The organism is Streptomyces sp. NPDC002669 (genome assembly GCF_042889165.1).
Taxonomy (GTDB): Bacteria; Actinomycetota; Actinomycetes; order Streptomycetales; family Streptomycetaceae; genus Streptomyces.
The window spans coordinates 136,185-156,084 of sequence record NZ_JBIAQQ010000001.1 but is presented as its reverse complement, the minus strand read 5'-3'; the positions used below and the strand labels follow the sequence as shown (position 1 = coordinate 156,084).

Annotated in this window: 20 protein-coding genes and 2 pseudogenes; 12 read left to right on the top strand and 10 right to left on the bottom strand. The window is 70.5% G+C overall.

All coding sequences use genetic code 11. The features are described 5' to 3' along the window. The first annotated feature begins 3 nt into the window (after positions 1-3). Together ACFYW1_RS00700 and ACFYW1_RS00695 are read left to right on the top strand one after the other, a co-directional pair. Positions 4-648: an amino acid ABC transporter permease gene (locus ACFYW1_RS00700; protein ID WP_388985242.1), complete on the top strand. Its 645-nt coding sequence runs from the start codon at positions 4-6 to the stop codon at positions 646-648. Beyond that, positions 645-1,517: an amino acid ABC transporter permease gene (locus ACFYW1_RS00695; RefSeq protein WP_388985240.1), complete on the top strand. Its 873-nt coding sequence runs from the start codon at positions 645-647 to the stop codon at positions 1,515-1,517. The genes ACFYW1_RS00700 and ACFYW1_RS00695 overlap by 4 nt, the downstream gene beginning before the upstream one ends. 300 nt (positions 1,518-1,817) lie before the next feature. On the opposite strand, the gene ACFYW1_RS00690 is transcribed toward ACFYW1_RS00695, so the two are convergent. Continuing rightward, positions 1,818-3,026 carry an Ig-like domain-containing protein gene (locus ACFYW1_RS00690; RefSeq protein WP_388985238.1) on the bottom strand — a complete coding sequence of 403 codons (1,209 nt, stop codon included), beginning with the start codon at positions 3,024-3,026 and terminating at the stop codon, positions 1,818-1,820. Between the two features lie 337 nt (positions 3,027-3,363). Between ACFYW1_RS00690 and murJ the strand changes: the two genes are divergently transcribed. Beyond that, positions 3,364-5,010, top strand: a complete 1,647-nt coding sequence (gene murJ, locus ACFYW1_RS00685) for a murein biosynthesis integral membrane protein MurJ (RefSeq protein WP_388985236.1) — start codon at positions 3,364-3,366, stop codon at positions 5,008-5,010. Positions 5,011-5,025: 15 nt separating this feature from the next. Here the strand turns inward: murJ and ACFYW1_RS00680 are convergent, their stop codons facing one another. Next, a complete protein-coding gene (locus ACFYW1_RS00680; protein ID WP_388985234.1) occupies positions 5,026-5,769 on the bottom strand; it encodes a hypothetical protein in 744 nt (247 codons plus the stop codon). A 104-nt stretch (positions 5,770-5,873) separates the two neighbouring features. On the opposite strand from ACFYW1_RS00680, the gene ggt reads away from it, so the two are divergent. Then, positions 5,874-7,682: a gamma-glutamyltransferase gene (gene ggt / locus ACFYW1_RS00675; protein ID WP_388985232.1), complete on the top strand. Its 1,809-nt coding sequence runs from the start codon at positions 5,874-5,876 to the stop codon at positions 7,680-7,682. A gap of 175 nt (positions 7,683-7,857) precedes the next feature. On the opposite strand, the gene ACFYW1_RS00670 is transcribed toward ggt, so the two are convergent. Beyond that, positions 7,858-8,877 carry an aldo/keto reductase gene (locus tag ACFYW1_RS00670; protein WP_388985230.1) on the bottom strand — a complete coding sequence of 340 codons (1,020 nt, stop codon included), beginning with the start codon at positions 8,875-8,877 and terminating at the stop codon, positions 7,858-7,860. Positions 8,878-9,035: 158 nt separating this feature from the next. Between ACFYW1_RS00670 and ACFYW1_RS00665 the strand changes: the two genes are divergently transcribed. Then, positions 9,036-9,626 carry a TetR/AcrR family transcriptional regulator gene (locus ACFYW1_RS00665; RefSeq protein ID WP_388985886.1) on the top strand — a complete coding sequence of 197 codons (591 nt, stop codon included), beginning with the start codon at positions 9,036-9,038 and terminating at the stop codon, positions 9,624-9,626. A 72-nt stretch (positions 9,627-9,698) separates the two neighbouring features. Here ACFYW1_RS00665 and map read toward each other — a convergent pair whose 3' ends face one another. Beyond that, complete coding sequence (gene map / locus ACFYW1_RS00660) at positions 9,699-10,466, bottom strand: type I methionyl aminopeptidase (RefSeq protein WP_388985228.1); 768 nt, start codon at positions 10,464-10,466, stop codon at positions 9,699-9,701. A gap of 41 nt (positions 10,467-10,507) precedes the next feature. Between map and ACFYW1_RS00655 the strand changes: the two genes are divergently transcribed. Further along, on the top strand, positions 10,508-10,777 hold the full coding sequence (locus tag ACFYW1_RS00655; protein WP_388985226.1) for a helix-turn-helix domain-containing protein: 270 nt from the start codon (positions 10,508-10,510) through the stop codon (positions 10,775-10,777). 9 nt (positions 10,778-10,786) lie between these two features. Here ACFYW1_RS00655 and ACFYW1_RS00650 read toward each other — a convergent pair whose 3' ends face one another. Beyond that, complete coding sequence (locus ACFYW1_RS00650; RefSeq protein ID WP_388985225.1) at positions 10,787-11,950, bottom strand: Rieske 2Fe-2S domain-containing protein; 1,164 nt, start codon at positions 11,948-11,950, stop codon at positions 10,787-10,789. A gap of 193 nt (positions 11,951-12,143) precedes the next feature. After that, positions 12,144-12,797, bottom strand: a complete 654-nt coding sequence (locus ACFYW1_RS00645) for a hypothetical protein (protein ID WP_388985223.1) — start codon at positions 12,795-12,797, stop codon at positions 12,144-12,146. 168 nt (positions 12,798-12,965) lie between these two features. Between ACFYW1_RS00645 and ACFYW1_RS00640 the strand changes: the two genes are divergently transcribed. Beyond that, on the top strand, positions 12,966-13,436 hold the full coding sequence (locus ACFYW1_RS00640; protein ID WP_388985221.1) for an NUDIX hydrolase: 471 nt from the start codon (positions 12,966-12,968) through the stop codon (positions 13,434-13,436). Between the two features lie 20 nt (positions 13,437-13,456). Here ACFYW1_RS00640 and ACFYW1_RS00635 read toward each other — a convergent pair whose 3' ends face one another. After that, a complete protein-coding gene (locus ACFYW1_RS00635) occupies positions 13,457-14,362 on the bottom strand; it encodes a hypothetical protein (protein ID WP_388985219.1) in 906 nt (301 codons plus the stop codon). Between ACFYW1_RS00635 and ACFYW1_RS00630 the strand changes: the two genes are divergently transcribed. Both ACFYW1_RS00630 and ACFYW1_RS00625 read left to right on the top strand, forming a co-directional pair. Beyond that, positions 14,352-14,729, top strand: a complete 378-nt coding sequence (locus ACFYW1_RS00630) for a hypothetical protein (RefSeq protein ID WP_388985217.1) — start codon at positions 14,352-14,354, stop codon at positions 14,727-14,729. The genes ACFYW1_RS00635 and ACFYW1_RS00630 overlap by 11 nt on opposite strands. Continuing rightward, entirely contained in the window at positions 14,719-15,165 is a 447-nt protein-coding gene (locus tag ACFYW1_RS00625) for a DUF6262 family protein (RefSeq protein ID WP_388985215.1), read from the top strand. The genes ACFYW1_RS00630 and ACFYW1_RS00625 overlap by 11 nt, the downstream gene beginning before the upstream one ends. A gap of 42 nt (positions 15,166-15,207) precedes the next feature. Here the strand turns inward: ACFYW1_RS00625 and ACFYW1_RS00620 are convergent, their stop codons facing one another. Continuing rightward, entirely contained in the window at positions 15,208-15,771 is a 564-nt protein-coding gene (locus tag ACFYW1_RS00620) for a hypothetical protein (protein WP_388985213.1), read from the bottom strand. A gap of 300 nt (positions 15,772-16,071) precedes the next feature. Between ACFYW1_RS00620 and ACFYW1_RS00615 the strand changes: the two are divergent. After that, positions 16,072-16,473, top strand: a pseudogene (locus ACFYW1_RS00615) (DUF4158 domain-containing protein); the annotation flags it as partial. Positions 16,474-16,728: 255 nt separating this feature from the next. Next, positions 16,729-17,199: pseudogene (locus ACFYW1_RS00610) on the top strand (Tn3 family transposase); the annotation flags it as partial. A 342-nt stretch (positions 17,200-17,541) separates the two neighbouring features. Here ACFYW1_RS00610 and ACFYW1_RS00605 read toward each other — a convergent pair. Together ACFYW1_RS00605 and ACFYW1_RS00600 are read right to left on the bottom strand one after the other, a co-directional pair. Beyond that, entirely contained in the window at positions 17,542-18,291 is a 750-nt protein-coding gene (locus tag ACFYW1_RS00605) for an SDR family oxidoreductase (RefSeq protein WP_388985211.1), read from the bottom strand. Positions 18,292-18,450: 159 nt separating this feature from the next. Then, complete coding sequence (locus ACFYW1_RS00600; protein WP_388985209.1) at positions 18,451-19,356, bottom strand: AraC family transcriptional regulator N-terminal domain-containing protein; 906 nt, start codon at positions 19,354-19,356, stop codon at positions 18,451-18,453. A 149-nt stretch (positions 19,357-19,505) separates the two neighbouring features. Between ACFYW1_RS00600 and ACFYW1_RS00595 the strand changes: the two genes are divergently transcribed. Continuing rightward, the gene (locus ACFYW1_RS00595; protein WP_388985207.1) at positions 19,506-19,823 is read left to right on the top strand and encodes a putative quinol monooxygenase; all 318 of its coding nucleotides are present in this window, start codon (positions 19,506-19,508) and stop codon (positions 19,821-19,823) included. Positions 19,824-19,900 lie beyond the last annotated feature (77 nt).

Sequence of the window (19,900 nt, the reverse complement as noted above, 5' to 3'; positions counted from 1 at the left end):
ACCATGGACGTACTCACCGAGAACTTCTCGCTCTACGGCAAGGGCTTCCTGGGCACGGTCGAACTGACCGTCTACTCCTCGATCCTGGCCCTGCTCCTCGGCTTCTTCATGGCCTCCTGCCGGGTGGCCCCCGTCGGCTCGCTCCGGGTGCTCGGCACGGTCTGGGTGACGGTGCTGCGCAACACCCCGCTGACGCTGCTCTTCTTCGCCGTCCTGCTCGGACTGCCCCGCTTCGGCCTGGTGCTCCCCTTCCAGGTCTTTGCGGTCCTCGCACTCGGCTGCTACACCTCCGCGTTCATCTGCGAGGTGCTGCGCTCGGGCATCAACACCGTGCCGAGGGGTCAGGGCGAGGCGGCACGCAGCCTCGGGATGACGTTCGGCCAGACGCTGAACGCCGTGGTGCTGCCGCAGGCGTTCCGGTCGGTGATCCCGCCGGTCGGCTCGACACTGATCGCCCTCGCCAAGAACTCCGCGATCGCCGGCGCGTTCAGCGTCACCGAACTGCTCGGCACCTACAAGACCCTCAACGAGCTGGGCTACAGCATCATCTGGTCCTTCGTCTGGATCGCCGTCGGCTACCTGATCATCACCCTGTCCATCAGTGCGCTCTTCAACGTGCTGGAGAAGCGCTGGGGAGTCGCCCGATGACCACCCGCACCGCACCGTCCGCCACCGCGCTCTACGACATCCCGGGCCCCATGGCCCGCAGACGGCACAGGGCCTACGGAATCGTCTCGACGGCGCTGATCCTCGCCCTGCTCGGCTGGATCGTCTACCTGCTCTTCGACACCGGCCAGTTCACCGCCGCCAAGTGGACCCCCTTCACGTACAAGGGCATCCAGGAACTGCTGCTGCGCGGACTGGGCAACACCCTCAAGGCGTTCGCGTACGCCGCGGTGCTCTCCCTGCTGCTCGGCGCGGTGCTCGCCATCGGGCGGCTCTCCGAGCACCGGGCCGTGCGATGGGTCGCGGCGGTGTTCGTCGAGTTCTTCCGGGCCATGCCCGTACTGGTGATGATCTTCTTCATCTTCGTGGCGCTGAAGGTGCAGCCGCTGCCCGCGCTGGTCACCGGGCTGACCCTGTACAACGGCTCGGTGCTCGCCGAGGTGTTCCGCACCGGGATCAACTCGGTGGAGCGCGGCCAGCGCGAGGCCGCGTACGCCCTGGGGATGCGCAAGACGCACGTCATGACCTACGTACTGGCCCCGCAGGCGGTGCGGGCCATGCTGCCCACCATCATCAGCCAGCTGGTCGTGGCGCTGAAGGACACCTCGCTCGGCTACCTGATCACCTACGAGGAGTTCCTCCACGCGGGCAAGCTCATCGCGTCCAACCTCGACTACGATCTTCCCTTCATCCCCGTGGTGATGGTGATCTCGCCGATCTACATCGGGATGTGCATGCTGCTCTCCTGGTTCGCGACCTGGGTGGCCGAGCGGGAGCGGCGCAATCCGAAGATGAAGGCCGTGGAGGTCGCACCGGCCGAACCAGGAACGCTGCTGCCGGGAGTGCAGTAGCGGGGGCCCGCCGTGAGGCGGTCCCCGAGGAGCAGTGCCCCGTCGGCAGCAGCCGGTGATCACTTCTCGCGCGGGACGACGGATCCGTGCGACGGCCCTTTCCGGGCGAGAAGAAGGTCAGCTGCGTGCCGGCCGGGCCGCGCTCGACGTACGGCGGCCGACGGCGCCGCCCGCCCCGGGGCGGCCCCTCGGGGCGTACGTCGGCGGGCGTCCGCGCCGGCTCCGCGCTCCCGCCGGGCCGCGGGCCGCCGGGAGTCGCTCCCGACGGCCCGCGGCCCCGCAAGGGGCCCGTTCCTCCCGTTACAGCGCGCTCTTCGCCCGCCAGTCGGCCCACGACACGTTCCACGCCCCGTAGCCGTTGCCCTCCGCGACCGTGCCCTTGGCGTCCGCGCCGGTGATCTCGAACGGGTCGCCGGGCCGCACCTGCCCGTACAGCGCACCGGCATCGGCGTCGCTCATCCCGATGCAGCCCGAACTGCGGTTCGCCGAGCCGAAGTACGCGGCGTTCCACGGCGCCGCGTGGGCGTACATCCCCGACCAGGTCAGCCGCATCGACGAGTCGACCATCTTGTCGTAGGCGTTGCCGAGGCCGACCGTCTCGGAACGCATGTTGATCGTGCCCTCCTTGGACATCAGCACGGCCGTGCCGCGCCAGGACGCCTTCTCGCCACCGGGGGTACCGGCCGACATGGGCACGTCCAGGACGGTCTTCCCGCCCCGCTGCAACGCGAGCCGGTGCCGGTCCAGATCGACCTTCACCACCTGCTCGTCGCCGATCGTGAAGGTGGTCCGGTAGTCACGGACGAACCAGCCGCCGGACGGGCCCGAGTCGACGCCGTTGAGATCGGCTTCGAGCGTGACCTTCGTACCGGACTTCCAGTACTTCTCGGGCCGCCAGTCGACCCGGTCCTTGCCGGAGTAGTCCTGCAGCCAGCCCCAGGAACCCTCGGTGTCGTTCGAGGTGGTGACCTTCAGGGCCCTCTCGACCGCGGCCCGGTCCTTCACCGGGTTGTCGAAGACGACCGACAGCGGCTGGGCGATGCCGACCGTGGTGTTCCTGCCCGGGGCCAGCGTCAGCTTGTTGACCTTGTCGGCGGCCGAGGTGGTGAAGGCGGCCTTGCCGCTGCCGCCCTCGGTGTTCCTCGCCTCGACGCGGTACGCGGTGCCGGGCGCGGCCACCCGGTCCGACGTCCAGGTCCGGCCGTCGGCGGATATCCGGCCGGTGAGCGCGTCCCCTCCGTCCGCGCTCACCGCGACCGACTTCAGCTTTCCGCTGCCGAGCGTCACCTTCACCGGCTTCCCCGGAGCGGCGGCGTCGCCCCGGAGGTTCACCGAGATCTCGGCCCCGCGCGCCGCCCCGGCCGAACCGCCCGCGGCCGCGTCCGACGCGGCGGCCCCGGAACAGGCGGTGAGCGTGAGACCGAGCACCGCGGTCCCGGCGGTCAGGACGAACCGGACCGGGCGGCCGGGAGCGGCGGCGGGGCGTACGGGCCGACGTGCAGCGAACAACGGAAAAACCTCCAAGGCAGTGCTTCTCGCCGGGGGAGAGGCGATCTCGGAGGGGACAGGTTCCACGAAATAGCAGAAAATCGGGAAATCCCGGTGTGAGATGGACCGCAGTACGACGGGCCGTCCACGGCCGCCCCACCGCCGTACCGGCGGGCACGGACGCGCGGGGTACCCTCCATCCCTGATCCGGACGCCCGCCCGGTCGCTCCGCCGCACGGAGCGGTGCCGGCGACCGGGCCGTCAAGACGCTCGGGGAACGGGAGACCGCGGTGGGCGGAGCCATGGACCACACCTCGTACCGCACGCCCCGGGCGTCCCGGGCCGTACGGGGACGCCGATGACGACCGTCCCGCAGACACCCGCCGAACGGACCGAGGAGCGCCGCTCCGGCTCGGTGCTGCGCAGCGGCGCCGTCATGGCCGCCGGGTCCGTCGTCTCCCGCGCCACCGGCTTCATACGCTCGGCGGTCGTCGTCGCCGCGCTCGGCATCGGGCTCCAGGCCGACGGATACAACGTCGCCAACACCGTGCCCAACATCCTCTACACCCTGCTCATCGGCGGCGCGCTCAACGCCGTCTTCGTCCCCGAGCTGGTGCGCGCCGCGCGCAGCCACCCCGACGGCGGAGCCGCGTACACCGACCGGCTGCTCACCGTCTGCACCGTCGCCCTGCTCGCCCTCACCGGCCTCACGGTCGTCGGGGCCCCGTGGATCGTCGAGGTCTACGCCCCCGGCTACCACGGCGCCCAGGCGGAACTGACCGTGGCCCTGGCCCGCTACTGCCTGCCGCAGATCCTCTTCTACGGACTGTTCACCCTGCTCGGCCAAGTGCTCAACGCCCGCGACCGGTTCGGCGCGATGATGTGGACCCCGGTCCTCAACAACCTGGTGATCATCGCGGTGTTCGGGATCTTCCTGGGCGTCGCCACCGGTTCCGGCGGCACACTGACCCCGGCCCAGGTCCAATGGCTCGGCTGGGGCACGACCGCGGGCATCGCCGTCCAGACCCTCGCCCTGGTGCCCGCGCTGCGCGCCGCCGAGTTCCGCTGGCGGCCCCGGTTCGACTGGCGGGGCAGCGGCCTCACCCGGCCGCTGCGCGCGGCCGGATGGCTCGTCATGCTCGTACTGACCAACCAGATCGCGTACTGGGTGGTCACCCGGCTCTCCACCACCGTCGGGCAGAGCGCCGCGGACCGGGAGATGGCGGGCGTCGGCTACACCGCGTACAGCTACGCCCATCAGCTGTGGGTGGTGCCGCACGGCATCGTGACCGTCTCGCTCGTCACCGCGCTGATGCCCCGGATGAGCCGCGCCGCGGCCGACCACGACCTGGCGGGGGTGCGGCGCGACGCCTCGTACGCCCTGCGCACCTCGGCGGCGGCCGTGGTGCCCGCGGCGGCCCTGCTGTTCGCGCTGGCACCATGGGTGATGGGCGCCGTGTACGGGTACGGGCGCACGGACGACGCGGACGTCACCGTGATGGCGGGCATGCTGATGGCGTTCGCGCCCGGACTGATCGCCTACTCGGGCCAGTACGTGCTCTCCCGCGCGTTCTACGCGATGGGCGACACCCGGACCCCGTTCCTCCTCAACCTGGTGATCGCCGCGCTCAACGCCGGTCTCTCGGTCGCCGCCCACCTGCTGCTGCCGATCCGCTGGGCCGTGACCGGGATGGCCGGGGCCTACTCGGTGGCACTGTTCGTGGGCTTCGGGATCACCGCGTACGTGCTGCGCCGGAGGATCCCGGACCGCGCCGGGCCCGGGGCGCCGCAGGCACAGGCCCGACTGGTGGTGGCGGCCGTGCCCGCCGGACTGCTGGGGTACGCGGCGGCCCGCGCCTGCGCGTCCTGTGGGGACTTCGCCGCCCTGGGCGCGGGAACCTGCGCCCTGTTGCTCACGGTGGCCCTGCTGGCCCGGCCGCTGCGGCTGCGGGAGGTCGAGGCCGCGCTCGCGGCGGGACGGAGGCGGCTGCGACGGTCCGGGTGACACGGGCCGCGCCGTTCAGCCCGTCGCCCGGTGGGAGTTGCGCGGTGCCGGGGCGGGGGCCTGTGCGGCGCGGGTCACGTCCGCGACGAGTTCCACCACGTCGGGGCCGTACGCCTGCGAGTTGACGACCTTCAGCAGCAGACAGAAGGTGTTGTCGCCGTGCTTGCGGAACAGCTTCTCGTGGTTGCGGGCCAGATAGCGGGAGGCCGCCTGGTTGGTGATCGCCTGCTGGCCGCAGAACAGGAAGACGGGACGGGCGTCCTGACCGACCGTCAGCCGGGCCAGCAGTACGTGCTCGGCGACCCCCTTCTCGGCCCGGTAGCGCTCCGTACCGATCTGGAAGGCCCCCCGGTCGGGGCCGGGCTCGGGGCTGGTGTTCACCTTCACACCGGGCAGCAGGGAATGGAGGTGGGCGGCCATCCGGCGGTTCGAGACCGGCCCGCCGACGCAGAATTCGGTGCGTTCGCCGAAGCCCTGCTGCGCGGTGTCGTGGGACACGATCTGCGCGTGGGCGGAGCAGTCCTTGATGAGCGCGGAGAGTTCGAGCAGGGCGAAGACGTCGTGGCGGTGGACGGAGCCGTCGCCGCCCGCGTCGCGGTTGACGACGAGCAGGCACTCGGAATTGCCCGGGAGTCCGAAGAAGGTCTGTTTGCGGCGGAGTTTGCGGCGCCAGAGGTAGGTCCGGGCGATCCAGCCCAGCGCGGCGCTGATGCCGGCGGCTATCACGCCCAGCAGGATGTTGCGTACGTCGTCGGTCATGGGCGGGCATGTTAGCGGGCATTCGGCACCGGTTTCACGGTGGTCCTGACGGGGCGGGCGGAGCGGCGTTACCCTGCGCGGACGTTCACGTACTGGAGGTGCGCATGAGACGTTCCGTCGCGCGGAATGTGTCGTTGTCGGCTGTTCTGGCAGCTGTGGTCACGGTTGGGGCGGCCGGTCCTTCCTCGTCCGTACCGACCTCCGAGCCACCACCCAAATCGCCCGTAGCGGTGGGGTACGGAGGCGCGGTGTCCAGCGTCGACCCGGACGCGTCGGCCGCGGGCATCGAGGTGCTCCGCAAGGGCGGCAACGCTGTGGACGCCGCCGTGGCGACCGCGGCGGCGCTCGGTGTGACCGAGCCCTACTCGGCGGGCATCGGCGGGGGCGGCTACTTCGTCTACTACGACGCCCGGAAGCACACGGTCCGGACGATCGACGGCCGGGAGACCGCGCCGCGCAGCGCGGACTCCTCGCTGTTCCTGGAGAACGGCAAGCCGATCCCCTTCGAGGACGCCGTCACCAGCGGACTGGGCGTGGGCACCCCGGGCACCCCGGCCACCTGGGACGCCGCGCTCGACGCCTGGGGCAGCAGGTCGCTGCGGAAGGTGCTCGAACCGGCCGAGCGGCTCGCCCGGGACGGCTTCGTCGTCGACGAGACGTTCCGCGCGCAGACCAGGAACAACCAGGCCAGGTTCTCCGACTTCCCGGCGACCCGGGAACTCTTCCTGCCGGGCGGCCAACTCCCGGTGGTCGGTTCCGTCTTCAAAAACCCGGACCTGGCGCGCACCTACGAGCGGATGGGCCGCAAGGGCGTCGAGGAGCTGTACCGGGGCGAGGTGGCCGAGGACATCGTGCGCACCGTCCGCAAGCCGCCCGTCGACCCGGCTGCCACCCGTGTGGTGCGACCCGGCGACCTCACCGCGAAGGACCTGAAGTCCTACCGGGTGCTGCGGCAGGCCCCGACGAAGGTCGACTACCGCGGCCTCGACGTGTACGGCATGGCGCCGTCCTCGTCCGGCGGCACGAGCGTCGGCGAGGCGCTCAACATCCTGGAGTCCACGGACCTCTCGAAGGCGAGCGAGGCGGAATACCTGCACCGCTACATCGAGGCGAGCCGGATCGCCTTCGCCGACCGGGGGCGCTGGGTGGGCGACCCGGCGTTCGAGGACGTGCCGACGCGGGAACTGCTCAGCCAGCGGTTCGCCGACTCGCGCGAGTGCCTGATCAAGGACGACGCGGTGCTGACCAGCCCGCTCGCACCGGCCGACCCGCGCCACCCGACCGACTGCACGGCCGGTGGCACGGCCGCCCCGACGACGTACGAGGGGGAGAACACCACGCACCTGACGACGGCCGACAAGTGGGGCAACGTCGTCGCGTACACCCTGACCATCGAGCAGACCGGCGGCAGCGGCATCACCGTGCCGGGCCGCGGCTTCCTGCTCAACAACGAGCTGACGGACTTCTCGTTCGCGCCCGCCAACCCCGCGGTCCACGACCCGAACCTGCCCGGTCCGGGCAAGCGTCCGCGCTCGTCCATCTCACCGACGATCGTGCTGAAGCACGGCGAACCGGTGCTGGCCCTGGGGTCGCCCGGTGGTTCCACGATCATCACGACCGTGCTGCAGTCGCTCATCGGCACCGTCGACCGGGGCCTCCCGCTGGTCGACGCCATCGCGGCGCCGCGCGCCAGCCAGCGCAACTCGGCGACGACGGAGCTCGAACCGGAGTTGTTGGACAGCCCGGTGCGAGCCGAGCTGGAGTCCCTGGGGCACTCCTTCAAGCTGTCCGCGGAGCTCGGGGCGGCGACCGGGGTGCAGCGGCTGCCGGACGGGCGGTGGCTGGCCGCCGCCGAGAAGGAACGCCGCGGCGGCGGCTCGGCGATGGTCGTGAGGCCGGCCGGACGTCCGTGACCGCCACGGCGCCGCCGTCCGCCGGACGTGCCGGGGACAATTGATGTGACGCTACGTCGATATCCCTGTGACAGGGGCTGCTTACCCGCGAGGAACACCGCGGGGAAGCAGCCCCGCGGTCTTGACGGGGCACCGGGGCAGGAGCATGTTGAGTGCGCCTCCGTCGGCCGGGCGGTCAGCGGCGTCGCAGCGACGGGTCGAGCAGCGCGGGCGGGGTGTCGTTCTTCTCGTGCGCGGCGAGGTCGGTGCCGGGGGCGACGATCGCGTCGATCGCGTCGAGCACATCGGCGGAGAGCACCGTGTCCGCGGCGGCGAGCTGCGAGCGCAGGTGATCCGGGGTGCGGGGGCCGATGATCGCGCAGCTCACGGCGGGGTGCGCGGTCACGAATCCGAGCGCGAGCCGAATCATGGTCAGACCGGCCTCCTCGGCGACCCCGGCCAGCCGCTCCACCGCGTCGAGTCTGGCCCGGTTGGCGGGCACGGTGAGGTCGAAGCGCTGCGGCATGAACGTCGAGCGGTTGGTGGTGATCTCCCGCCCCTCGCGGATCGCCCCCGACAGCCAGCCCGAGGCCAGCGGGCTCCACGCCAGCACACCGAGCCCGTACTGCTCGGTCACGGGCAGGACGTGGGCCTCCGCGCCGCGTTGCAGGATCGAGTAGCTGGGCTGCTCGGTGACGTAACGGCTCAGGCGGTTCTCCCGGGCGGCCCACTGGGCCTGCACGAGGCGGTGGGCCGGGAAGGTGGATGAGCCGAAGTAGCGGATCTTTCCGGCACGTTGAAGGTCCGTCAGGGCCGAGAGCGTCTCCTCGTCGTCGGTGGCCGGGTCCCAACGGTGCAGCTGATAGAGATCGATGTGGTCGACGCCGAGACGGCGCAGGCTGTCGTCCAGCGCGGTGACCAGCCAACGGCGCGAGCCGCCGCGGTGGTTGGGGCCCCCGCCCATGGGCATGCCCGCCTTCGTGGCCAGCACGATGTCGTCGCGGCGGCCGGCGATGGCCTTGCCGACCATCTCCTCCGACTCGCCGCCGCCGTACATGTCGGCGGTGTCGATGAGGTTGATGCCGCCCTCGACGGCGGCGTCGACGAGGGCGGTGACCTCGTCCTGGGTGGTCCTCCCGATCCTGCCGAAGTTCATCGCGCCGAGCGCGAGGGAGCCGACCTGCACACCGGTACGGCCCAAGGTGCGGTACTGCATGGCTGCGTTCCTCCGTGACGGGTGGGGTGTGATGACGGTGCACGGCTTGGTCGCCGAGCTGCCGCTCTGGCATCATGACCAAAGCGGAACCATGTTCCGGTAACGATACGGAACACTGTTCCGTTTTTGCAAGGCCGGTGTTCGGAGGAAAAGGCGTGGTGAACCACAAAGGTGAGAGGCCGGGTACCTCGGCCCGGTCCGGGCGGACCGACGCCCGGCGCAACAAGGAGTCCCTGCTCGACGCGGCCGCCGCGATCTTCGTGACCTCGGGCGTGGAGGCGCCGGTGCGCGACATCGCGGCCGAGGCGGGCGTCGGGGTGGGCACGATCTACCGCCACTTCCCGACCCGGGCGGACCTCATCATCGCCGTCTACCGGCACCAGATCGAGGCATGCGCCGAGGCCGGACCGGCCCTGCTGGAGGGCGGTGCGTCCCCGTACGCGGCGCTGGGAAGCTGGATCGACCTCTTCGTCGACTTCCTGGTCACCAAGCACGGGCTCGCCGCCGTGCTGCGGTCCGACGACGCCGGGTTCGAGGCGCTGCACGCTCACTTCCTGGACCGGCTCGTGCCCGTCTGCGCCCGGCTGCTCGACGCCGCGGCCGATTCCGGCGAGATCCGCTCCGCCCCGGGCGCCTACGAGCTCATGCGCGGCGTCGGGAACCTCTGCATCGGCGCGGAGAACGATCCCCGCTACGACGCGCGCCGGCTGGTCGGACTCCTCGTCGCGGGCCTGCGCGACCCGCGCTGACCCCGCCCGGCCCGGTCGCCGCCCCGGTGCGGCCGGCCGGTGCCGGGCGCGCACGGAGGGCGGCGGCGCCGGTCACGGGGCGGTCAGGATCCGCGGTCCGTCGTTCGTGATCGCCACCGTGTGCTCGGCGTGCGCCGCCCGGCTGCCGTCGGACGTGCGCAGCGTCCAGCCGTCCCGGTCCGCGTGGAAGGCGTCCTTGCCGCTGCCGATCAGCATCGGTTCGATCGCCAGCACCATTCCGTGCCGCAACGGCATGCCGCGACCGGGACGCCCCTCGTTGGGGACGCCCGGATCCTCGTGCATCGACCGGCCGATGCCGTGGCCGCCGAACCCTTCCGGGATGCCGTACCCGGCCGTGCGGCAGACCGTGCCGATCGCGTGCGCGATGTCGCCGATCCGGTTGCCGACGACGGCCGCCGCGATGCCCGCCTCCAGCGCCTCGAAGGCCGTCTCCACGAGCCTGGTGTCCGCGGGCCGGGCGCTTCCGACGGTGAAGCTGATCGCCGAGTCGCCCGCCCAGCCGTCGAGCATCGCGCCCGCGTCGATGCTCACCAGGTCGCCGTCGCGCAGCCGCTGGTCGGTCGGGATGCCGTGCACGATCGCGTCGTTGACCGACGCGCAGATCACGGCGGGGAACGGGGTGGGCGCGAAGTGCGGCCGGTAGTTCAGGAACGGCGACGTGGCCCCGGCCTCGCGCAGGACGCCGCGGGCCACCTCGTCGAGTTCGCGCAGGGAGACGCCGACCGCGGCCGCCTTCCGCACGGCGTCGAGCAGACGCGCCACGACCCGCCCGGTCTCGCGCATCGCTGCTATGGATGTGTCCGTCTTGAGTTGCACCATGCCAATTACTATACCGGTCGGAGCGGTATTAGAATGACGGCATGGTTCGAACTCCCCTCACCCCGGAAGAGCGCCGCCGCGGCGAACGCCTCGGAGTGCTGCTGCGCGAGGCGCGCGGCGGCCGCAGCATGGTCGAGATCGCGGCGAGCGCCGGGATCTCCGCCGAGACGCTGCGCAAGATCGAGACGGGACGCGCGCCCACCCCCGCCTTCTTCACCGTCGCGGCACTGGCCGGGGCGCTCGGGCTCTCGATGGACGAGATCCTCGTGCGCTGCGCCCCGGAACCGGACACGGTGCCGCTGGCCGGATAGCGGCGGCGCTCAGAGCACCTCCGCCCCCGCGCCGCGCTCCGCGGAATCGTGGCGCTCGCCGCAACCACCGCGTCCGTCGGGTCCGCCGTGCTCCTCGGGCCCGTTGCGCCCATGAGGGGCGGGCAGCGTCCGCCGGTCGGTCTCCAGCGGCGGGTAGAACCTGCGGGCCCACCGCCGGAACGGTCCGATCGGGCCGTCGCCGGGCGCCAGCCGGGGCGGTTGCTGGTACTGCTTGTGGTTCCAGATCGGGAAGTCGGCGGCGGTGAACTCGCAGCTGGACCGGAAGACCGCGCGGTCCAGCAGCCGGGCCGCGGTCCGGCTCACCGCCCGTGCGAGCGGCGCCGGCAGCCGGGAGGGCTCCGCGAAGGAGATCCGGTTGAGCTGGCGGAACTGCATCCGGTTGGGCGCGATGGCGGTCGGCATCACCATCGTGCACATCCGCAGCCCGAGCCGGGGCGTGTGCACGTCGGCGTGCAGACAGCCGAGCCCGTAGCCGTCCACATCCACGTCGACGACGAAACTGCCCAGCAGCGGGGCCGACTCATGGGCCCGCATGGACACGTGGAACGTGGCGTCCTCATAGGCGACGGGGCCGCCGATCTCCGCCTTGTCCCAGCCGTGCAGGGTGGCGAAGTGCCCGAGGTCCACCGAGTTCTCGATCACCTCCTGCACGTTGCCGGCCAGCTCCCAGGCGGCGCTGCGGGCCGGCCGGTGGCCGATCTCGTGCCAGCGGGGGATGAACCAGTCGGGTTCCCGGCCGTCGTGGTGCCGCCAGACGAAGACGGCACCGTTGACCTCGTGCACCGGCAGCTGCGTCAACGGCGATCTCGGCGGTGACGTGTCGTACCCCGTCCGTACGCACGCCCCGTCGGGGCCGAACGCGAAGAAGTGGAACGGGCACACGAGGTCGTCCCCGTCGACCTTCGCCAGGCCGAGATGGGCGCCGAGGTGCGGACAGTACGGGCGGACGGCGCGAAGGGCCCCCGTGCCGAGCCGGTACAGCACCACGTCCTGTCCCGCCAGCGGCCGGGTGAGCACGGTGCCGGGCCGTAGTTCGTCCGAGAAGGCCAGTGCCGACCAGCCGCTCGGATAGGGCAGGGCGGTGGCGCCCGCGGCATCGGCCGGGGTCGGCCCCTCGGTGATGGCGCGTCCGTACTCGCGTGACAGTCCCACGACTTCCCCTTCGATCGGTCGCCTGGACCCTGCCCAGCTCACCCCGAAATCCCCCCGGTATGCCGCACATCACCTGAAGGAGGAGAAAAACGGCGCGAGTTGACGTCTCCGGGGTACTGGGGTGAACGGTTCCGGCCGGGCGTGGCGGGCGTGGCTCGCGACGGGGCCGGGCCGGATGCGGGGCGGCCGGTTCTCAGGGCAGGCCCACCAGCCCCCAGCCGCGCCGGGCGACGTCCGCGGTCACGTCGCCCCATTCACGCAGAAGCGCGGTGAAGCCCTCGAAGGTGTCCGGGCGGCCCGCCCAGCCCTCGCACTCGGCGGCGAACGGCTCGCGCAACTCGTCGAGGCGCGGCTCCACCCGCTTCCAGGCGCGGGCCTTGTCGGACACCGCCGCGGGCGGGCACACCAGGAGCGCGCACGAGACCCCGGGGTCGGCGGCCGACGGGAAGAGGATCCCGCCGCCCGGCGCGGAATCGTCGGCCGAAGCGGGCCCGCCGTCCGGCGAGGGTCCGTCGGTCGGATCGGCGTCCAGGATCAGGCCGGTCAGGAAGGAGTCCATCGCCCCGCGCACGGACGCGTCGACGAGGAGCCGCATGTCGTTCCACGCGTTGCCCGCGCGGACGTGCGGAGCACAGGCGCCGGTGGTGGTGCGGAAGACGTACTCCGCGCACCATGCGGACTCCCGGTCCGGGGGCCACAGCCAGTCGCCGGACAGTTCGTTCCCGCGGTAGTCGTCGTCGTGGTCCAGGGCGCAGATCGCGTCGTCCAGCGCGTCGGCCCGGCCCGCTGCGGGAACGGTGCCCAGCCGCCCCCAGTCCGCCATGAACAGCGTGATGTCCCGACCCATGGCGGCAGCATAGGGGGTTGATACTGGTGGGCTCGCGTATTCAACTGTCGCCAGTTCCTCTGGGGTCCGTCCTGCCGATCACCCTCTGTAGCCCTAATAAGCCGTGTTTGAAATGTCGATCAACACAGGTCTTGATCGACATTTCGGGCACCGCATAGCGTCAGGACGGTGGAAACAACGCACCGGCCCGCCGCCCGGGTCATCTGCCTGGACGCTGCCCACCGCCTGCTTCTACTGCACTGGCGAGATCCCTTCGACGGGACATGGCTCTGGGAGCCTCCCGGTGGCGGTATCGAGCCTGGTGAGACGCCGCTGGTGACGGCACGACGTGAACTGGCCGAGGAAACCGGACTCGACCCGGCTGCCGTCCTTGACCGCTCGGTGCTCGTCGACCGTGATGTGCAGTGGAACGGCAAGCGGCACATCGGGACGGAGCATTTCTTCGTGGCTCAGTTTGCCGACGAGCAACCATCCCTGGCGCGTACCGGCCTGCTCCCTGACGAGCAGGCCAACCTGGACACGCATGCCTGGATCGCATGGCCGGATCTGGACTCGCTGCCGGACCCGGTTGAGCCGCCGCAGTTGCTGACCGTGCTCGACGCCCTCGTGCCAGACGGCCCGTGGTGTGATCGTGCATGAGGTGCGGCCACCCCCTTTTTTCAACTGTCGTCGGCTCCCCGAGGAACCCAGCCCGCTGGTGACCTTGCGTGATCCCCTGGGGCGTATCGGCTCCATGTTCCGCCGGTCTCGTTGCGGAGCCGGGTGGTGGTCTTGTCGTGGTAGCCGAGCGCGTCGGCGACGACGGGTGCGGGCAGTTCGAGGAGTTGCTGCCGGATGGCCGCGCCGCGGGCAGCGGCGGCCGGGATCCCGGCCTCGTTCAGGAGCGCAGACAGGTGATCGGGGCGGGACGGCTGGCCCGCCCGGCGGCCCGGGAAGAGCCAGCGAAATGCGGGGTTGGTGGCGGTGTTCATGTTGTCGCGGTTCGCGATGTGCTCCAGCAGCAGGGCAGCGACCGGTGCCGGAACGGGCGAAGCTGGCTCCCCGAGCCGTAGCAGCACCGTGTCGCCGTCGCGGATCACGTCGTCGACGGTGAGCCGGACGATGCGGCTCACGGGCTGCGCGTAGAGGAGCACGATGACTCCCGCGACACGCAGACATGTCGGTATTTCCGTGTCGGTCAGCAGTCGGCCAAGGGCATCGAGGCGCTCGTCTTCGCTCAGCGCGGCCCGCCGGGAGACCTTCATCGCGGGAATGGAGAGGGAGCGTCGGCAGTGGCGACTCTGCATGGACCAGTTGAGGAAGGCTCGCAGACAGGTGCGGCCGTGTTCGGTCTTCTCGGCATACCAGGCGTCGACATCGATCCGGCCGCAGGACGCGAGGGTGCTGTTCCGCTCACCGAGCCATTGCAGGAAGGCGGTCGCATACTTGATCTGCTCGGCGGCGAACCGTCGGACGCTGGGTGTGATGTGGCTCCGCTCGGCGCGGGCCCGCAGCCGAGGGAGGACGCGCCAGGTCGCGAAGAGCCTGATCGTCTTGACGTGCTCGGGGTCGGCGATGGCGGCCACATGCCTCAGCATCCGGGGCGAGCGCGTCACCCTCGACCCCGAGGGGCCACTGGCCCAGGCCGAGTGGGCCAAGACCCGCTACGGCCTCGCCACCCAGACTCTCCCCGACGGTTACTGCGGACTGCCTGTTCAGAAGAGCTGCCCGCACGCCAACGCCTGCCTGACCTGCCCGGTCTTCCTCACCGGCCCAGAGTTCCTGCCCGAGCTCAAGGCCCAGCATCGGAGGACGCTGACGCTCATCGACAACGCGAAGGGCTGCGGACATCAGCGGGTGGCCGAGATGAACGAGCAGGTCGTGGCCAACCGCGACCGAATGATCACCGAACTCGAAGCCGACGGCACGCAGGAGGTCGCCGATGCGGGCTGACAACTCCCGGCACATCATCGCCGCGGCCCGCGAGCGGGCAGCGGCGACCCGGGAAAGGGCCATCGCCGCCCTGCGGCGCATGGACGCCGCCGGGCAGTCCGTCTCCTTCGACGCCGTCGCCCGCGAGGCCCGCGTCTCACGGTCCTGGCTCTACACCCAGCCCGACCTGCGGGCCGAGATCAACCGCCTGCGCGAACGACGCAGGCCAGCAACCTCGGCACCCCAAGTCCCCGCGCAGCAGCGTGCATCGGATGCCTCCCTGCTTCGGCGGCTGGAGGCCGCGATAGCCCGCAACCGCCAGCTGGAGGCCGAGGTACGCGAGCTAAGGGAGCAGCTCGCCCGCGCACTCGGCCAGCAGCGGGCCGCCGCCGTCACTTCTTCAGCTGGAACCTGCGCCACCGGTCACGGGCCGGCGAAGACCATCGGCCCCTGCTGAACCGGTCTGGCGGCGGAGAAGAGTCCGACTTGGACAAGAGGTCTACGCCGACGCCCCGGAGAAGGGGCGCTGCGCCGGGAGGGGCGGCTTCGCCGGCACCTCGTGGCACTTGCAGTTGCACTTCTCGGTGTTATTGGTGTGTGCCCCGAGACGTGCCTTCTTTTCCGGATCATCGAAGCTGTCCACTAGGGACCTGCGGAGCTGATCGAAGGTCTTGAGGTAGGCGCCGTCAAATACCGGATCGTCCCCGTTCGACTCGACCAGTTTGTCCTTGATCACGGGAAAAGTGCACACGTACTCGGCTACATGTGTGTACACCTGCTCGTCCAGCATCTTGAGGGCGACGTCCCGACTGCCATTCCCTTCCTCAAGGAGCACCTTCCGACCGGCGTGAAGCCGTTCAAAGCGCCACAGCATCGCGAAGTACGCAGACATGACCTCGCCGCGCTCCGCTCCATCAGGATTGATCTCACGGTTCTGCCAGTGCAGCGATCCCAAGGTGTGCCTGTCTTTGGCCGCCGAGTCGCTGATGAGTTCCGCGTGAAGACTGCGAACGATCTCGAGCCGGGCGGTCAGGCGCGATTTGCGCCAGACGAGAAGAGTCACGACCAAAGCAGCAAAAGCCGCGATACTGGACCCAACTGCCGCCGCGACTCGAAGTAGTTCACCCATTCGATTCCCTCTCCCGCGCGTTGTGTGCTGCATCACACATAACGGCGAGGGGGGGCGGTCGGTTCCACCCTCACTCAGACAGGTCGGCCCGCCAGGACCGTCGGCCCCTTCCTCCGCAACCATCGGACAGTAGCGGGCCACGGCCGTCATCTCTTCGGGTGAAAGCACAGCGCCGGCCATCGGTCGAGGACGACTGTCGGCCCCTGCTGATCCGGTTCGTCCCAGACACCGGGCATCACGCAAAGGCCAAGGTCGGAGTCGCGTCTGACTCTGAGGCTGAAGATAAGCTTCGCGGCCCGGCTCACGACCGCGCGCTACCTCGGGGTGTTCCTGGACGACCCGACCGACGTTCCGCCGGAGGTCGTCGACTACCTCGCCGAGCAGCTCGACATAGCGGACGCGTCGGCACTGAAGGCGTACGGGGAACGGGAGAACACCCGGCTGGCCCACGTTCGTGAACTGCGGAAGCTCCTGGAGTACACGGAGTTCGCCGAGGCGGAAGCCGAGTTGAGGGTGTGGGTGGACGCGCGGGCGTGGACGACCGGGGAGGGCCCAAAGGCGTTGTTCGACGCGGCGGTGGGGTGGTTGCGTGAGCGGCGGGTGCTGCTGCCCGGCGGGACGACGCCCGCCCGGCTGGTGGCCTCGGTGCGGGAGGCGGCGAACCAGCGACTGTGGGACAGCCTCTACGGGCTGCTGAGCACAGGGCAGCGGGCGGTGCTCGACTTCCTGCTGACCGTGCCGCCCGGCGCGCGGGTGTCGGAGCTGGACCGGCTGCGGCGCGGTCCGGTGCGGATCTCCGGGCCGCAGATGAAGTGGGCGCTTGTTCGGGTGGCGGAAATCGACGCGTTCGGTATGGGTGAGCTGGACGTGTCCGGGATACCGCCGCGGCGGCTGGCGGAGCTGTCGCGGGACGGGCGGCCGACCCCGCTGGGAGACGCGATCGCGCATTACGGGCGGATCGCCAAGAGCCTGCACATCCTGCGCCTGGCCGACGAGCCCGGCTACCGCCGCCAGATCAAGGCGCAGGCCAACCTCCAGGAGGGCCGCCACTCCCTCGCCCGGAAGATCTTCCACGGCCGTTCCGGGCAGCTCTGCCAGCGCTACCAGGACGGCATGGAGGACCAGATCGGCGCGCTGGGCCTGGTCCTGAACGCCGTCGTCCTCTTCAACATCCGGTACATGGACGCTGCTGTGAACCAGCTGCGCACGGACGGGTTCGACGTGCGTGACGAGGACGTCGCCCGCCTTTCCCCGTTCGTGCGGCAGCACGTCAACATGCTCGGCCGGTACTCGTTCAAGCTGCCCGAGCTGCCCGGCGGGATGCGCCCGCTGTGTGACAAGGACGCCACCGACGACGAGTGACGTCATACGATGGCTCGTCGTGGTCGCCACCATCTTGACCTGGGCGTCTGCGCCGGCCAGGCCCCGGAGAGGGGTACGGGAGCCGTCACACCGGCCGGAGCTGTTACGGCTTCGCGGATCCGCTCGGCGGCCCGGCGTGGCTGGGAGGCCTTCTGTCGGCAGGCGGGCCGGTCGTAGACGGCGTTTCGGCGGTGACCGTGGCCCAGGGCGAACCGGTCCGGCTTCTCGTCATTGGTCAGGTTCCCGTTCATCGGGGTGAGCGCCCGACGGCGAGCCGACCCGGCGCGTGGGCGCGGGGCCGGCTCCTGGTATCAATGCGGCGTGACCTTGCCTGCTGGCTGATCACTTCGCCTGGGAGAGCGAGACCGCGTCGGGGCCGGCGGGGAATCGCAGCTGGCCGGTCGTGTCGTGCACGGCTCGCCACACTGTCTCGGCGACGTCGCTCTCCTTGGTGAACAGGTCCTGGCCCGTGAAGTCGCCCATGGCCTTCTTCGCCCATGGTGCGTAGGGCGCCGGGACCAACTCGTCCAGCGGGGCGCCCTTCGTCGCGTTGGCCGCGAAATTCGTCGTCAGGCAGGCGCCCGGCTGGACCGTCTTCGCCCGTACACCGAAGGGCGCGAGCTCGAGCGCGAGGGATGCGGTGAACCCCTCGATGGCCATCTTGCTCGCCTTGTAGACGGCCGAGAGCGGCATGTGGCCCAGCACCACGCTGGATGTCACGTTGACCACCGCGCCGGAGCCGCGCTCGCGGAACTGGGGCAGCACCGCCTGCGTCGTCGCCATCACGCCGAACGTGTTGGTCTCGAAGACCTCCCGCACTCGGGCCATGGGGGTGCCCTCGAACACGCTGATCGATGGGACGCCCGCGTTGTTGACCAGGACGTCGATGGGCCCAGCTGCCTCGAACGCGGCGGTGATGCTCTCGGGCCTGGTCACGTCGAGCTCGATGACGCGGAGCCGGTCCGACTCAGGAAGGACGCCTGGACGCAGCGTCCGCACCGTGGCGATGACGTTCCACCCCTGCGAGTGGAAGTAGAGGGCGGTCTCCCGCCCGTACCCGGATGAGGTACCAGTGATCAGAACTGTCTTCATGCTGTGCCCCTTTGCGATGTGGTGGGATCCATACGGGTGGACAGGCATTTTCCTGCTCCACGGGAGAACCGGTGATCCCATTGAATCGTTCTGACCTGCGGAGATAGTAGAACTATCCTCGCTACTCCTTGCACGATCCTCCAGTAAAGCCCACCCAGCTCAGGGCAGGAGACCTGCCGGTGCACGCACGGCCTGACGCAGGCGGGCGGCGTCCTGGCTGGGGGGCGCGCCGAACTGGCGGCGGTACTCCCGGCTGAACTGCGACGGGTTGTCGTAGCCGACGCGGTGGCCGACTCCGGTGACGTCTCCGGGGTGGGTGGCGAGCAGCAGCCGGGCCTCCTGGAGCCGGATCTGCTTCTGGAACTGGATGGGGCTCATCGCGGTCACCGCTTGGAAGTTGCGGTAGAAGGCGGAGACGCCCATGCCGGAATGCCGCGCCACGTCCTCGACCCGGAAGGGCTGCGCGTAGTGCTCGCGGATCCAGCGCACGGCCCGCGAGATGTGGCTGAGGCTGCTGTCGGCCAGGCCGAGCTGGCGAACCGTCGCACCCTGCTCGCCGGTGATCAGACGCCACAGGATCTCGCGCTTGACCAGCGGGGCCAGTACGGCCCGGTCGCGGGGCTCGTCGAGCAGGCGCAACAGCCGGACCACCGCGTCCAGCAGCGCGGCCGGAGCGTCACTGACGGCGATCCCCGACGGCACGCCCCCGCTGCTCCGGGGGGCGTCTCCGGGCCCGGCCTCAAGCAGCAGCTCGGCAACGGCGGACGGTTCCAGGACGAGACCGAACCCCAGCGCCGGCTGCTTGGGGTCGGCCTGGGTGAACTGCCCTGTGACAGGCAGATCGACGGATGCGACCAGGTACTGCCCGGGCCCGTACTCGAACACCCTCTCACCCAGGGCGAGGCGTTTGGCGCCCTGCGCGATGACCGCCAGGAGCGTGCCGGACATCGAAGGCGTCGGCGGATCAGGGCGGTCGACCTTCGAGATGAGGACGCCGTCGACGGCGGTGGTCCAGTCGGGCCGCGCATGGCGGGCCAGCAGGGTGCGGAGTTCTTCGAGGTACATGCGTCCATTGCAGCACCATTCCGCGCCGCGGTTCCCGAAGTAGCGAGGATCGTGCAAGTGCGAACGAGTATCGGTCTAACGTTTCCGCAGGTCAACCCGCTTGAATGGAATCACCGCACTCCATCATCGAAGAGGAAGAGAAGGAATCCATGATTGCCAACTACGGCTTCGGCGCCACTCTGACTGCCAGGCCCGGTATGGGCGACCAGCTCGTCGACCTGCTGCTGACCGGACTGAACGAGGGCAGCCCCGGCGCGAGCGAATACTGCCTCGTCTACCTCGTCTCCCGCTCCGCGTCCGACCCCGACGTCGTCCACGTCGCCGAAGGCTGGACCAGCGAGGAGGACCACCACCGCGTCTTCGCCGGCAAGACCGCCCAGGCCATCGTGGCGCAGATCGACCCGCTGCTCGCCAAGGACTCCGAGTACACCGACTACGTTCCGGTCCGCGGCAAATCCGCCCTCTGACTCGCCGAACACCCCACACCCCTGCCTCTGCCGCCTCGGTGCCCACCGAGGTGGCCCCCGTCCTCGCCCGACCGTCC